11 protein-coding genes and 1 other RNA gene are annotated in these 15,533 nt (G+C 40.1%); 4 read left to right on the top strand and 8 right to left on the bottom strand.

Going from position 1 to position 15,533, the window contains the following annotated elements:
* Window positions 1-8: 8 nt before the first annotated feature.
* From ilvD to katG, 3 genes are all read right to left on the bottom strand, one after another.
* A complete protein-coding gene (gene ilvD, locus AB8M93_RS02565; protein WP_373056064.1) occupies window positions 9-1,682 on the bottom strand; it encodes a dihydroxy-acid dehydratase in 1,674 nt (557 codons plus the stop codon).
* A gap of 326 nt (window positions 1,683-2,008) precedes the next feature.
* A complete protein-coding gene (locus AB8M93_RS02560) occupies window positions 2,009-2,500 on the bottom strand; it encodes a VOC family protein (RefSeq protein ID WP_373056063.1) in 492 nt (163 codons plus the stop codon).
* Window positions 2,501-3,174: 674 nt separating this feature from the next.
* Window positions 3,175-5,430, bottom strand: a complete 2,256-nt coding sequence (gene katG, locus AB8M93_RS02555) for a catalase/peroxidase HPI (protein WP_373056062.1) — start codon at window positions 5,428-5,430, stop codon at window positions 3,175-3,177.
* 273 nt (window positions 5,431-5,703) lie between these two features.
* Here katG and AB8M93_RS02550 point away from each other — a divergent pair, with 273 nt between their 5' ends.
* The 3 genes from AB8M93_RS02550 (at window position 5,704) to AB8M93_RS02540 (ending at window position 9,831) form a co-directional block, all read left to right on the top strand.
* On the top strand, window positions 5,704-6,411 hold the full coding sequence (locus AB8M93_RS02550) for a class I SAM-dependent methyltransferase (protein WP_373056061.1): 708 nt from the start codon (window positions 5,704-5,706) through the stop codon (window positions 6,409-6,411).
* 186 nt (window positions 6,412-6,597) lie between these two features.
* Entirely contained in the window at window positions 6,598-8,592 is a 1,995-nt protein-coding gene (locus AB8M93_RS02545) for a serine hydrolase (RefSeq protein WP_373056060.1), read from the top strand.
* Window positions 8,593-8,868: 276 nt separating this feature from the next.
* The gene (locus AB8M93_RS02540; RefSeq protein WP_373056059.1) at window positions 8,869-9,831 is read left to right on the top strand and encodes an aldo/keto reductase; all 963 of its coding nucleotides are present in this window, start codon (window positions 8,869-8,871) and stop codon (window positions 9,829-9,831) included.
* A gap of 71 nt (window positions 9,832-9,902) precedes the next feature.
* Here AB8M93_RS02540 and rny read toward each other — a convergent pair whose 3' ends face one another.
* The 4 genes from rny to AB8M93_RS02520 form a co-directional block, all read right to left on the bottom strand.
* Window positions 9,903-11,465, bottom strand: coding sequence for a ribonuclease Y (rny, locus tag AB8M93_RS02535; protein ID WP_373056058.1), 1,563 nt, complete (start codon window positions 11,463-11,465; stop codon window positions 9,903-9,905).
* Between the two features lie 52 nt (window positions 11,466-11,517).
* Window positions 11,518-11,638, bottom strand: a non-coding RNA gene (gene ssrS, locus AB8M93_RS02530) — 6S RNA.
* Window positions 11,639-11,688: 50 nt separating this feature from the next.
* The gene (locus AB8M93_RS02525; protein ID WP_373056057.1) at window positions 11,689-11,982 is read right to left on the bottom strand and encodes a cell division protein ZapA; all 294 of its coding nucleotides are present in this window, start codon (window positions 11,980-11,982) and stop codon (window positions 11,689-11,691) included.
* Window positions 11,983-11,991: 9 nt separating this feature from the next.
* On the bottom strand, window positions 11,992-12,282 hold the full coding sequence (locus tag AB8M93_RS02520) for a hypothetical protein (RefSeq protein WP_373056056.1): 291 nt from the start codon (window positions 12,280-12,282) through the stop codon (window positions 11,992-11,994).
* A gap of 182 nt (window positions 12,283-12,464) precedes the next feature.
* Here AB8M93_RS02520 and AB8M93_RS02515 point away from each other — a divergent pair, with 182 nt between their 5' ends.
* Window positions 12,465-14,153, top strand: a complete 1,689-nt coding sequence (locus AB8M93_RS02515) for a M23 family metallopeptidase (protein WP_373056055.1) — start codon at window positions 12,465-12,467, stop codon at window positions 14,151-14,153.
* Window positions 14,154-14,272: 119 nt separating this feature from the next.
* On the opposite strand, the gene AB8M93_RS02510 is transcribed toward AB8M93_RS02515, so the two are convergent.
* Window positions 14,273-15,421 carry a cysteine desulfurase family protein gene (locus tag AB8M93_RS02510; RefSeq protein ID WP_373056054.1) on the bottom strand — a complete coding sequence of 383 codons (1,149 nt, stop codon included), beginning with the start codon at window positions 15,419-15,421 and terminating at the stop codon, window positions 14,273-14,275.
* Window positions 15,422-15,533: the final 112 nt, after the last annotated feature.

Raw genomic sequence — 15,533 nt, 5'->3', positions numbered from 1 at the left:
TCACCATATTAAAATTCATCGGTCACACAGCCTTGTGAAGCCGAAGAAACCGTTCTCGCATATTTGTAAAGCACTCCTTTTTTAAATTTTAGGGCAGGAGCCGCCCAGTTTTTCTTTCTTTCGGCAATCTCTTCTGCTGAAAGTGCCACTTCAATTTTATTAGTTTCTGCATTAATGGTAATCTCATCACCGTCTTTTAGAAAAGCAATTAATCCGCCTTCCTGGGCTTCAGGAGTAATATGCCCCACTACAAAACCATGAGTTCCGCCGGAAAATCTTCCATCGGTAATCAGGGCTACATCTTTTCCCAGTTTGGCTCCCATTATGGCAGCCGTTGGTTTAAGCATTTCTGGCATTCCGGGACCTCCTTTTGGCCCTTCGTAACGAATAACCACCACGTCGCCTTTTTTTACTTTTCCTTCAGAAATACCATCATTCGCATCATATTCGCTATTGAAGACTCTTGCTTTCCCGGTAAACTGAAGGCCTTCCTTTCCGGTAATTTTCGCCACGGAACCTTCTTCAGCTAAATTGCCATAAAGAATCCTGATATGTCCGGTTTTTTTAATAGGATTATCCAAAGGCCTAATCACATCCTGGCCAGCATCCAAATCTGGTAAATCAGCTAAATTTTCAGCTAAAGTTTTACCTGTTACGGTCAAGCAATCGCCATGAAGCATATCATTTTTCAGCATATATTTTAAAACAGCAGGTATTCCTCCCACCCTGTGCACATCTTCCATGGCGTACTTTCCACTTGGTTTTAAATCTGCCAGAAAAGGGGTGCTGTCGCATATTTTTTCAAAATCGGTTAAAGTAAAATCCACTTCCGCAGTCTTTGCTATAGCCAGAAAATGCAGCACCGCATTGGTAGAACCACCTAGAACGGTCAACAGCCTGATGGCATTCTCTATAGATTTCTTGTTAACAATATCCCGGGGTTTTATATCTTTTTCAATTAAAAGGCGCATTGCCTTTCCGGCAGCTACACTTTCTGTACTCTTTTCTTCCCCCACTGCAGGATTTGAAGAATTATAGGGTAATGCCATTCCCAAAGCTTCTATTGCCGAAGCCATGGTATTTGCCGTGTACATCCCACCGCAGGCACCTGCGCCGGGACAGGCTTTTTCAATCACGCTGTTATAATCTTCATCACTAATATCGCCAGAAACCTTAGAACCCCAGGCCTCAAAAACGGAAACCACATCCAGTTTTTTACCCTTATGGCATCCTGATGCTATAGTACCACCATACACCAATATGGCCGGGCGGTTAATACGCAACATCGCCATTAAAGCTCCGGGCATATTTTTATCACAACCCACTACGGTTACCATCCCATCGTAAGACATTGCATTTACCACAGTTTCCATAGAATCTGCAATAATATCCCGGGAAGGGAGGGAATACCGCATGCCCGGGGTTCCCATGGAAATACCGTCACTAACCCCAATAGTATTAAAAATCAACCCGACAAGTTCGCTCTCGTTGCATCCCTGTTTAACCAGTTTTGCAAGGTCGTTTAGGTGCATATTACAGGGATTACCTTCGTAGCCGGTACTTGCCACCCCTACAAAGGGCTTTTTAAAATCTTCTTTTGTTAATCCAATTGCATGTAACATCGCCTGTGCGGCGGGTTGAGAATCATTTTGGGTTAAAATCTGACTATATTTATTGTTCATTCCTTTGCTGCTTCGCTATTTTAGATTTTACATATAAAAATTAAAGTTAAGCTCTTATAAGAAGACCCTATGTTTCTAAAAACAATGGAAATTACTTTCAAAAAAAGTTAAACTTATTTAACTAGCTGATAACCAAAATGTTATTTTAAGTTTTGTTACGATAGCTGGGAAAAAAATCAAGAATGTCCCGCTTCCAAAAAAAGTAGATTTTTATTAAAATTAGAGGCAGTATACGGCTCATTCAGATATTCCAGTTAATCCAAGAAGCCGGGGTTAGGGAAAGCAATTTGATCTGCTTTATCATTGAACCAGGGCATACAAAGAAATCAACTTAACTCCTTAAGTAAATCCCGCAGGTGAAGAGGGCGGGTATACATTTTCACAGAACCATCTAATTTTTGAGGCCATTCCTCACGTGGACGGTCCCAGTACAGTTCCACCCCATTGCCATCTGGGTCATCCAGGTATATAGCTTCAGAAACACCATGATCTGCGGCACCCAATAAGGGGTAATCTTTTTCTAATAACCTGTTAAGTATCTTCGCCAGATCTTTTCTAGACGGAAAAACAATTGCGGTATGATATAATCCCACTCCGTGGCGGGAAGCCTTTGGAGCGCCTTTACTGTTCCACGTGTTAAGGCCTATGTGGTGGTGATAACCACCTGCAGAAAGAAAAGCTGCTTCTTCCCCCACTTTCTCAGTAATTTCAAAACCCAGAAGTCCATGGTAAAATTCCAGAGATTTGTCCAGATTAGCTACTCTTAGATGTACATGCCCAATGTGGGTTTTAGAGGGAATTCTATATGAATTTTCCATAAACAGAGTGTAGTGTTTAGCCTATACCTATTCAACTTAATACAAATTAAATTTGATAGTTAATGAGCCTGAAAAGATCTTCTTTTAATTTGAAAAATTTCCTCTCTTTCCTTAAACACTTTGAAATTTCTTAGCCAAACCTTTTCTATCAAAAAATTTATCTCTAACGTCCAAAAGCCAATAGCTTAACGAAAGCTTCTATTTGAAAAAATAGAAACTATTATTCTGCTCTTAAATTTCAGAATATTTAAATTTCTAGCCTTACCGTAAAGTAGTTACAGAAAATCCTCAAGTACAAAATAACTGCATCCAGGTTCGGGTATATTAACAAAAAAGTTTGTTTTTTTTCTTTAGCAAAGCAGCTCAAACTGGGCCTGTAATAGTTATATGACTCTGAATGAGTATCAAAAAAACAAACTTTAAATTCTCAACAAAACAGCCAGATTGCAAATTAAAACGTACAGTACCTTCTTACTCTTTTTCTTTTTGATAAATGCGGGTGCATTTAAAAGTATGGGTATTTTTATTCAGCTGGCATACCCATATCAAGAGATCTGTAAAAATTTAAAATAAAATTATAACCTTGGCATTTTCTGCTTTTTATTAGAATATACATAAGAATAAAAAGGTGGGCCTAGATAGACTCACCTTTTTCAACTACAATGTAACTCTGTTTACTTCAGGTCAAACCGGTCACTTTCCATAACCTTTGTCCATGCTGCAACAAAGTCTTTTAAGAATTTCTCCTGCCCATCGCTGGTTCCATAAACTTCAGCGAGTGCTCTTAATTCTGAATTGGATCCAAAGATAAGGTCTACCCGTGTTCCTTTCCACTTTACTTCTCCTGTCTTACGGTCACGGCCTTCAAATTCCTGTTGATCCTCAGATTTTGCTTTCCAGGTAATTCCCATATCCAAAAGATTTTTAAAGAAATCATTGGTTAAGGTACCTGGATGATCTGTAAATACTCCAAGATCTGAACCATCAAAATTGGTATGCAGAACGCGCATACCACCTATAAGAACAGTCATTTCCGGAGGAGTAAGGTTCATTAACTGTGCGCGGTCTACCAACAATTCTTCCGGCTGGGTAGAAAATTCACTGCGCTTATTTACGTAGTTTCTAAAGCCATCTGCCACAGGCTCAAGTACGGCAAATGCGTCTACATCTGTATCTTCCTGAAGGGCATCGGCACGGCCTGGAGTAAATGGTATGCCTATATCAAAACCGGCATCTTTTGCAGCTTTCTTTAAACCTACACATCCTCCCAGTACAATAAGATCTGCCAAAGAGACTCTTTTATTTCCGGATTGGGCTTTATTAAATTCTTCCTGAATATCCTCCAGTTTCATAATCACTTTTTGTAATTCCGGAGGATTGTTCACTTCCCAGTAATTTTGAGGCTCCAGACGAATACGTGCCCCATTGGCACCTCCACGCTTGTCTGAATTCCGGAAGGTGCAAGCTGATGCCCATGCGGTGGTAACCAGCTGGGAAACAGATAGTCCTGAGTCTAAAATCCTAGACCTGAGCTCTTTTACGTCTTTATCATCAATTAATTTATGATCTACTTCAGGAATAGGATCCTGCCAGATTAGTTTTTCCTTTGGAACTTCAGGACCTAAATATCTTTCTTTGGGGCCCATATCGCGGTGCGTCAATTTATACCAAGCTCTGGAAAATGCTTTAGCAAACTCATCTGGGTTTTCATAATAGTGCCTAGAAATCTTTTCATACGCAGGATCTTCTTTTAGTGCAAGATCTGTGGTAAGCATAAACGGTGCATGCTTTTTATCAGGGTTATGCGCATCTGGCACTGTACCGGCACCGGCACCATCTTTTGGCTTCCACTGATAAGCACCTCCTGGACCTTTTTCACATTCCCAATCGTAATTAAAAAGGTTTTCAAAGAATTTATTGCTCCATTTGGTTGGTGTATCTGTCCAGGCACCTTCAATTCCACTGGTAATGGTGTGTTCCCCTTTACCGCTTCCAAAGGAATTTTTCCAGCCAAGGCCCATTTCCTCTATACTTGCTCCGGCAGGCTCTGCCCCTACATATTCTACAGCATCTGCGGCTCCGTGCGTTTTTCCGAAGGTATGTCCCCCGGCAATAAGAGCTACGGTTTCTTCATCATTCATTGCCATACGCCCAAAGGTTTCACGAATATCACGTGCGGCACCTACAGGATCAGGATTTCCATTTGGCCCTTCAGGATTCACATATATAAGGCCCATATGGGAAGCAGCAAGCGGATTTTCCAAATCGTCCCCGCTAGCGTAACGTTCTTTATTTCCTAACCACTCGCCTTCAGAACCCCAGTATATATCTTCTTCAGGCTCCCAAATATCTTCACGTCCACCGGCAAAACCAAAAGTTTCCAGGCCCATAGATTCCAGAGCACAGTTTCCTGCCAGGATCATAAGATCTGCCCATGAAATTTTACGTCCATATTTTTGTTTTACAGGCCAAAGCAGCAATCTCGCTTTATCCAGGTTTGCATTATCTGGCCAACTGTTAAGTGGTGCAAAACGTTGAGATCCGGAACTGGCCCCACCTCTACCATCTCCTATACGATAAGTACCTGCACTGTGCCAGGCCATACGTATAAAAAACGGACCGTAATGTCCGTAATCTGCAGGCCACCATTCCTGAGAATCATTCATCAGGTCAAAAAGGTCTTTTTTTACTGCTTTTAAATCCAGCTTTTTGAATTCCTCTGCATAATTAAAGTCCTTATCCATAGGATTGGAAAGGGAAGAATGCTGACGCAGAATTCGTAAGTTTAACTGGTTTGGCCACCAGTCTTCATTTGAAGTACCGGTGCCTGCAGTAAAGTTCAGGGATCCGCCCATAAAAGGACATCTGCTGGATTCATTTACCTCCCAGACTTTATGATTGCCTGGCTTTTCGTGTATGTTCTCCGCCATCTTTAGTAGTTTTATTTGATTATTAATTATAGTAAAATTATGATAATTTTTAGCAATGCAATAACTTTTAAGATAGTTAAATTCTATTGGCTGTAGAAGAAAAACCTATTGCATAGGTAACTTAAATTAAGAAATATACCTCCTATATTAGAAGATGAGGCCATAATAGCTGTTAATGAATTGCAAGAAGTTTTTATATTGAATCACCTATCTCTTTATAAATGATTTAAATTCCCTCTCCAGATAAATAGTTTTACTGAAATAAATTAAAGCATGAAAAAATCTTCAACAGATGAAATACGGCAAAGGTTTGATAAAGACGTGGAACGTTTTTCCAATCTAAATACCGGCCAGGTTTCTACCATTGATGCGAAACTTTCTCTGGAACTTATTACAGAAGCCGCAGCGCGAATTTGCCCTGATGCCAGAAATTTGCTCGACGTAGGTTGTGGCGCGGGAAATTTTACTTTAAGGATGCTCTCTAAAAAGCCAGAGTTAAACTGCACCCTCGTAGATCTAAGTAAAGCCATGCTGGACAAAGCTTCTGAAAGAATTTCTCCACAAACTACAGTGAAGGTTGAGATACTACAGGGTGATATTAGAACTATTGATCTAGAAGAAGGACATTTTGATATTATCCTCGCCGGTGCGGTGCTACATCATTTAAGAGATGATAATGACTGGGAAACTACTTTCTCTAAACTATACCGCTTGCTCAAACCTGGGGGCTGTTTAATGATATCAGATTTAATTATACAGGAAACTGAAATCCTGAATAATTACACCTGGGAATTGTATGGGGAGTATCTGGAAAGATCCGGAGGAAAAGAATACAGGGAGAAAGTTATGGCATATATAGAAAAAGAAGATTCTCCCCGATCTTTAAATTATCAGCTGGAATTAATGAAAAGAACAGGTTTTAGCAAGATTGAGATTTTACATAAAAACCTTTGTTTTGCTGCATACGGCGCGATAAAATGAAATTGCCTTTTTTATAATTCTCAAAAAATCCGCATTCTACTTTTTTCCTGGATATTTCCATACGCAGGAAAGGAAAAGAATATTTTTTGTAACCTACAGCAATCCATGGCGTCCTATATTCAGAAACAATCATCAACCGCTGCTTTATTTTTCCAGATCTTAATTAAACCAGCTAAAAAAATCATAATGATAAAAAAATACGTAATACTTTTCATTGCTCTTCTTATGCTGAACAGCACGCAGGCACAAAGCGTACTCGCTAAAGAAATTACAAAAGGCCAGTCTTACCGGGATTCTCTTCCTCCTGAGGGCGTACATCAATACATTTTAAAATTGGATTCTTCCCAGTTCGTGTTCGGCCATGTGTACCAGAAAACACTGGATGTGGTGGTATCTGTTATTAATCCCGAAAATAAGGAAATTGCATCTTTTGATGGCCCTGCCCGTGGTCCTGAAAATTTTAGATTTGAAAGTAAACGTCCCGGAAACTATACAATTAAGGTGAAACCTTTTAAAGAAGCCACAGGGCTTTACGAAATTAAAATTGAAACTGCAGAACCAGTTGCCATAAAGCCCGAAGAGCGTGTAGACCAGCTAATGGCTGAATTTAGTGGAAAAAATGTACCTGGGGCTGCCGTAATGCTTATGAAAAATGGTAAGATTATTTTTTCTGAAGGATATGGCATGGCAAACCTTGCTTACAATATACCTTTTACAACAGATACTCCTACCAATATAGGATCCACCTCCAAACAATTTACCGCTTTTGCCATAGAACTTTTAGCAAAGCAGGGAAAACTTTCCCTGGATGACGATGTTAGAAAATATTTTCCGGAATTTCCGGAATTTCAGCATAAGGTCAGCATTCGCAATCTCCTTACCCACACCAGTGGTTACAGGGAATTTTTGAACACGCTCGCCATGACCGGAAGAGACCTAACAAGCCCATTAGATCAAAAAATGATATTGAAAATCATTCAAAATCAGCCGGAACTTCAAAATGAACCTGGCGCACAGTGGAATTATAATAATACCGGATTTGCTATTCTGGCAGCTTTGGTAGAACGCGTTACGAATGAAGCTTTTCCCGTATGGATGGAAAAAAATGTGTTTAAGCCTTTAAATATGAATCACACCCTTGTTCGTAAAAACCAGTATGAAGTGGTAAAAAACAGGTCTGTTGGGTATAATATTGCAGAAGGTGGAAACTTTCAGGAAGTACAGGATTTAGGTGGAGCTATGGGTGCAGGTGGAATTTATACCACTATGGAAGACCTTGCTAAGTGGATAAGAAATTTAAAAGATCCAAAGGTGGGAAATAAAGAAATAATAAAAGAAATGACCACTCCATTTGTGCTTAAAAACGGCGATACTACCCAGTATGGGCTGGGATTATTTATAACCAACTACCGCGGATTAAAGCAAATTCAACATGGAGGCGCAGACGTTGCCCATCGTTCCATGCTCATGTATTTTCCTGAAATAGACGCGGCAGTGGTTACCCAAAGCAATAATGCCGGTTTTGCGGAAAACCTGGCCTATCAAATTTCTGACGCATTTTTTTCGGATTACATGAAAGCAGTAGAAGAGGAAGAAAATAACAAAGAAGAGTTCTCCGGAAGATCTTATGATTATGATGTAGCCCGGTTCGACGATCTTACAGGAAGGTATGAACTTGCTGAAGCACCTGGCTTTATACTTACTTTTTCAAGAGACGGGGACCGCATTTATACCCAGGCCACGGGACAGGGAGAAGTGGATTTATATGCCGTTTCTGATTCTTTATTTAAGCTGAAGGGAGTAGATGCTGAAATTAATTTTCATATTAACAATAAGGGTACTGCCGATTCCCTTACGCTCAATCAACATGGAAAACACCTGGCCAAAAAACTCCAATGGAAACCAGACGCCGAAACACTCAAAGAATATACCGGCCATTACTTTAGCAAAGAAATTGAAACCATGTATAGCATAGAAATGGAAGAGGAGGAATTAGTATTGCGCAATTACCAAATCGCTGAACCTATGCCGTTATATCCGGCAGATAAAGATTCTTTTGGATCTAGTTTTCCTATTTCCGGCGTTTCCTTTAAAAGAAACGAAAAGGGAGAAATATCTGGTTTTTCGGCTTCCAACGGCCGTACCAAAGGCGTAATTTTCACCAAAATTAACAGGGAGTAATCAAAGTAAGCATTTATTCCTAAAAGGCTTAAGCCATAACTTTAAAGGGCATTCCTTCTGCGTTAACCTGCCCAATTAGAAAAACAACCCCTAAGGCAAAAGAAATGATTTCAGGGTATTCCCCGTGGTTGTGGCAGTTTATAGCTCGAAATAAACCATAAATTATTGTATAGAGGATCTTAAGCCAAGAGAAGGGTATTAAAATTCTGCTAAACCTGCCTGCTCTCTCTCAAAAGGCTTGTTTTATTGGTAAATTGCGGAAAAATTGAATCGACTATGAAATATTTAAAATTTAAGAACGGAGACCAAATGCCTGCCATTGGTCTCGGCACATGGAAATCTGATAAAGGCAAAGTGGGAGAAGCAGTGAAAACAGCCCTTAACAGTGGCTACCGCCATATAGACTGCGCAGCGACTTATGGTAATGAAGCTGAGATTGGCGAGGCTTTTTCAGAAATATTTTCAGAAGGAAAAATAAAACGTGAAGAGGTTTGGATTACTTCAAAACTTTGGAACGATTCTCATAAAGAGGAAGACGTTATTCCTGCCCTGAAGAAAACCCTGAAAGATTTACAACTGGATTACCTGGACCTCTATTTGATTCACTGGCCAGTTGCATTTAAGAAAGGCACAGGATTTCCTGAAAATGATGAAGATTACTACTCTTTGGAAGAAGTGCCTATTATTGAAACCTGGAAAGCTATGATTAAAGCCAAAAAACAGGGACTGGTAAAACATATTGGGGTTTCTAATTTTAGCATCATGAAGCTGGAAGACCTTATGGAAAAAACCAGTGAACATCCAGAAATGAACCAGGTGGAACTCCACCCCTATCTGCAGCAAAACGAATTATTGGAGTACTGTAGTAGCAAAAATATTAATGTTACAGCCTACTCTCCCTTAGGCAGCGGGGATAGAGCAGATGCTATGAAGGCGGAAAATGAACCTTCTTTGCTGGAAAATAAAACCATCAGGAAAATCGCGAAGAAGCACGGCGCTTCTGCAGGACAGGTTCTTATTAAATGGAGCGAAATCAGGGGAACTGCTGTGATCCCTAAAAGTACTAACGAGGGGCGAATTAAGGAGAACCTCCAAAGCACGGGAGTAAATCTTGATGAAGACGATCTTAAAGAAATTGCTGCACTGGACCGCCACTTTAGATATGTTACCGGAGAATTCTTTGTAACCAAAGGCAATTCTTATGAAAACATCTATGATGATGCCGACTACAAAGCATAATTATGAACAACTACTATAAAACAAAAAATCCCGCAAATTCTGCGGGATTTTTTAATTTATTCTACTGACTCCTATTTTGCAATATTTACAGCTCTGGTTTCCCTGATTACGGTAACTTTTACCTGCCCGGGGTACGTCATATCTGTTTGGATTTTCTGGGAAATGTCAAAAGAAAGATTGGATGCTTTATCATCATTTACCTTTTCACTTTCCACAATTACCCTTAGCTCTCGCCCGGCCTGTATGGCATAAGCTTTCTTCACGCCACCAAATCCAAAAGCGATATCTTCAAGGTCTTTTAGACGCTGAATATAAGAATCCAGCACCTGCCTTCTGGCTCCCGGCCTTGCTCCGCTAATCGCGTCACAAACCTGTACGATGGGGGAGAGCAGCGAATTCATCTCAATCTCGTCATGGTGTGCTCCAATAGCATTGCAAACTTCAGGTTTTTCACCATACTTCTCTGCCCATTGCATTCCAAGAATGGCGTGTGGCACTTCTGTTTCGGTCTCCGGAACTTTACCAATATCATGCAGCAGTCCGGCTCTTTTTGCCAATTTTGGGTTTAATCCAAGTTCGGCTGCCATTACCCCGCAAAGTTTGGCTACTTCCCGGGAATGCTGAAGCAGGTTCTGGCCGTAAGAAGAACGATATTTCATTCTTCCCACCACCTTAATAAGTTCAGGATTTAGCCCATGGATGCCAAGATCTATAACGGTGCGTTTCCCAATATCAATAATTTCCTCGTCTATTTGTTTACGGGTTTTTTTCACCACTTCCTCAATACGCGCCGGGTGAATCCTGCCATCGGTTACCAGTTTATGCAGGGATAAACGAGCCACCTCTCTCCTAACCGAGTCAAAGCAGGAAAGGATAATTGCCTCAGGGGTATCATCTACAATAATCTCCACCCCTGTGGCGGCTTCCAGTGCGCGAATATTTCTACCTTCGCGGCCAATAATTCTACCTTTTACATCATCACTCTCAAGGTTGAAAACAGATACGCAATTTTCAACCGCTTCTTCTGTTCCAATTCTCTGAATGGTATTAATAATAATTTTTTTGGCTTCCTGCTGCGCAGTCAATTTAGCCTCTTCCACCGTATCCTGGATCATGGCCATAGCATCTGCTTTGGCTATGTCTTTAAGAGATTCGGTAAGCTGCGCCTTGGCTTCTTCGGCAGAAAGGCCGGAAATTACTTCGAGCTGCTGAATTTTACTATGATGAAGCTTATCTATTTCTTCCTGTTTCTTTTCCAGGTAATTCGTCCGGTAATCGTAATCGGCAAGTTTCTCTTCCAGCTCCTTATTTAGCTTTTTATTTTTGGCCAGTTCTCCGGAAACCTGTGATTCTTTATCGCGTATTCTTTTTTCGGCATCATTAATCTTTTTATCCCTACTTAAAATAACCTTTTCGTGCTCAGATTTAAGTTCAATAAACTTTTCCTTAGCCTGAAGGATCTTATCTTTTTTGATGCTTTCCCCTTCAACTTTAGCTTCTTTTAGAATGCCCGCGGCAGTTTTTTCAGCATTAGATATGGTTTCTGAAGCCTTTTTACGCTCCAGCATTTTAGCAATCGCAAAACCTATGGCAAGGCCAATAAGTCCTACAACAATCGGTATAATTATTTCCATTTACTTAAAATTTATATATAAAAAAAGCCTGTATTAGTTGTGGTTTTGTATTAAACTCCTTAAAATCAAGTTTAGGGCTAACAAGCTGATCAAGAATCCGCTCATCCCGGTTTAACGGGAGCGGCGCGCTTTTACAACTTAGACTCACCCTCTTTAAAGAATTCGTGTTGAGTTTATCAGAAAATCACTAATACAGGCAGTAACCTTAATCTATTTAAAGAACTTATGTCGCCAAATGCTTCTTTAGCAAATCATCAAGCGATTTTAACTTATCTTCTGCTTCAATTGTTTCAGCAGATTTATCCAGGCCTTTTTGCTCTGTTTGCGCTGCAAATTGCAGAGCACACATGGCCAGTACATCCTGTTTATCCCTCACAGCATAACTCTGCTCAAATTGTTTGATCATTCCTTCAATTTTCTTTGCTGCCTTACGCAGACCTTCTTCCTGTTGGGGCTGGATTGTTAATGGATACACACGATCTGCAATTGATATTTTGATCTTTAATTTTTCTGTCATTCCATTTCATCAGTCAGATAGCTGCACTATACATTGGTCAATCTCCCTTATCAGGCTATTTATTTTGAGCTTTGTCTCTTTCTTATAATCATTACTGCCCAGCATCGCATTTGCTGCTTTTAAAGTCTGAATTCGTTCAAAAGAATTTTCCAGTTCTTTTTTTAAATGGTCATTATCAGATTTAACAGCAGATAATTCTTCCTGTAAAGAATCCCGCATTTGCTTTAAAACTTCATACTTGTGAAGCAACTTGCTGATTCTATTTTCAAGATTATCAACTATTTCCGTTAATTCACTCATAAAAGCTCCTTGTGATGCCGATACGCACAAAGTTAACATACGCTTTGAAATATCCCAATACTTTTATTGCTAATTTTACAAAATACGCTGCTTACCTATAATAATCTCAGGCCAAGACCTTTACTTTTAAAGCTAGTTTTCTTTATATTTACAGCGCTATGAAATTTGAATAAAGAATCTATATGAAGCTCTATTTTTTGCTTGCCTTTTTTGCCGTGACGAGCATTGCCCAATCACAACCCAACGTACCACAGGATTATTTTCAGAAACCATTAGATATACCACTTGTTTTAGCGGGAACCTTTGGTGAGCTAAGGGCTAATCATTTTCACAGTGGGCTTGACATTAAAACCCAGCAACGCCAGGGACTGGAAGTTAAAGCCGCTGCCCCGGGTTATGTAAGCAGGATTAAAATTCAGCATTATGGCTACGGAAAGGCTCTTTATATTCAACATCCCAATGGTTACACAAGCGTTTATGGCCATTTACAGCGATTTTCACCCGAAATTGAAGCTTATGTGAAAAAGCAACAATATACCAATGAAACTTATGAAATTGAACTGTTTCCCGAAGAAGGGCAACTGGAAGTCGATATGGGGGAGCTTGTGGCCTACAGCGGGAACACAGGTGGCAGTGGCGGCCCACATTTGCATTTTGAAATAAGAGACGCCAGCCAGAGGCCCATGAACCCACAACTGTTTGGGATAGAAATTGAAGACCATCGCAAACCTATAATCGACGGGCTCTTTGTTTATCCTGAAGGTGATGATTCCCATGTAAACAATTCGGCTGAGAGACAAAAAATCAGGCTTATTCCATTAAAAGACGGTTCCTTTACTACGGAAAAAATCAATGCCTGTGGGAAAATTGGCTTTGGAGTTGCCACAGTAGACCAGCTGGATGGGGCTCCCAATAAAAACGGAATATATAAGATTGAAGCTGACCTGAATGGAGACGAAGTTTTTCAGCTGAATTTTGACCGGTTCTCTTTTGGCGAAACCCGTCGCCTTAATCAGCTTATAGATTATGAATATTATACCTCGCACCGGGACCGTGTGCAAAAATTGTTTGTAGACGAGAATAACCCGCTTAGCCTTTATGCTGATGTAAAATCTGAAGGAAGGCTAAATATTCAGGACAGCCTGAATTATAACTACACGATTAAAGTCCAGGATTTCGCCGGCAACGAGAGTGTGATAAGGATTCCCATTCAGGGAAAATTCAGCGATAATATCCAGCCAAAACAGCTAAAAGAAACTGAGTATTTTGTAGAAGCCTCTCAGCCTTTTTCCACAGAAGAAAACGGTATTGATGTTTACATTCCAAAAAACAGTTTGTACCAGGATACTTATTTAGACATCAGTTTTCAAGGGGATACAATACATTTTCATGAAGACAATACCCCTATACAAAACAATATCACCATTGGTTTTGATGTAAGCAAATACAAAGCGGAAGAAAAGGAAAAAATGTTCATCGCCCAGCTTGGCTACAGGGGTAGGCCCAGCTACTCGACCACTTACAAAAAAGGAGATCGTTTTACCACAGGGGTCCGCACTTTTGGCGATTACACTTTAGCTTCAGATACTAAAGCGCCATGGATAAACCCTGTTAATTTTTCTGACGGACAATGGATTTCGAATAATAGCACCTTGCAGCTTAAAATAAGCGACGACCTTTCCGGAATCCAGAGCTATCGTGCCACAGTGAACGGAAAGTTTATCCTGATGGAATATGAATATAAAAACAACACCCTTACTTACAATTTTAGCGACGGCGCCGTGACCGATACCGAAAACAACTTTAAGCTGGTGGTGACAGATAACGTGGGAAATACAGCGATTTATGAGGCAAAGTTCTTTAGAAAATAATCTGAAGTACGAAGTTAGAAATAGGAAGTTTAAAGAGTGAATGGTTAAAAAAAATTGATAACAGACAACAAACCTTTTCAAAATTCATCATTCAAAATATAGAATGAGAGTAAAAACCATTAATTTTCAATAAACTCCTTCAGCACGTTTACCACGTAATCCACTTCTTCTTCAGTATTGAATCTGGATAAACTAAAACGAATAGAAGGTTTCTCCAGATCTTCTTCTGATAGGAATTCGCTCAAGACATGAGAACCTTTATCGCTTCCGCTTTGGCAGGCACTGCCTTTGGAACAGGCAATTCCTTTTAGGTCCAGCTGAAAAAGAAGCATCATGGACTTTTCCGCAGAAACCGGAAGGCAAACATTAAGCAACGTATAGGTGCTTTTATCTGCTTCAGCACAATTGCCGTTAAATTTAATCCCGGAAATATTTTCCTGCAGCGATTTGATGAAGTAGGACTTTAACGAAGATATGTATTCTTTTTCTTCCTCTAAATTTTTATAAGAAAGCTTCAGGGCCTCTTCCAGCCCCACAATATTGTGGACCCCTTCAGTCCCGGCACGGTGCCCCCTCTCCTGCTCTCCTCCAAAAATTAAAGGTTTTAAGCCGCTGTTTTTTCTTATAAAAGCAAAGCCCGCACCTTTTGGGCCGTGGAATTTATGTGCGCTGGCCGCGGTAAAATCAACTGGGATTTCCTTGAAATCCAGCTCATAATGCCCAACCGACTGCACGGTATCTGAATGAAAAAGGGCATGGTGAGATTTGCAAATTTCAGCCACCTTTTTCAAATCGATTTTATTACCAATCTCGTTGTTTACATGCATCAGGCTTACCAGCGTTTTTTCTTCAGAAGAAGATAAAAGCCGCTCCAGATCTTCCAAAAGTATATCGCCATTTTCATCCAGCTTCACGTAATCTACCTTTATCTCGTAATTTTTCTTAAGTTGTTCCACCGTGTGCAAAACCGCATGATGCTCTATCCTGGAAGTGATAATTCGCTTTACCGCAAGGTCTCTTACAGCACTGTTTAATATAAGGTTATCAGCTTCTGTCCCGCCGGAAGTAAAAACAATTTCTGACGCCTGGACATTTAGAGCAGCGGCAACTGTTTTTCTCGCCTGCTCAATAAGGCTTTTAGACGATCTCCCGTAACTGTGAGTGGAAGAAGGATTTCCATAATTTTCTTTCATAACGCTGCTCATGCGAGCTATTACTTCATCTCGCATTTGCGTTGTGGCTGCAGAATCCAGGTAGACTTTTTTCATGGTGTGCAAAAATAGGAGAAATTAAATTATTTCTAAGAAGCATCGGTAAAAATCTATATTTCCGCTACTTTTGTTCAGCAAACTTAAAATTTGCAATGCATTTTTCTTTAGT

Source organism: Autumnicola aciditolerans (assembly GCF_041679265.1).
GTDB lineage: Bacteria > Bacteroidota > Bacteroidia > Flavobacteriales > Flavobacteriaceae > Autumnicola.
The sequence above is the reverse complement of the archived record's forward strand: the minus strand, read 5'-3'. Positions and strand labels throughout refer to the sequence as shown.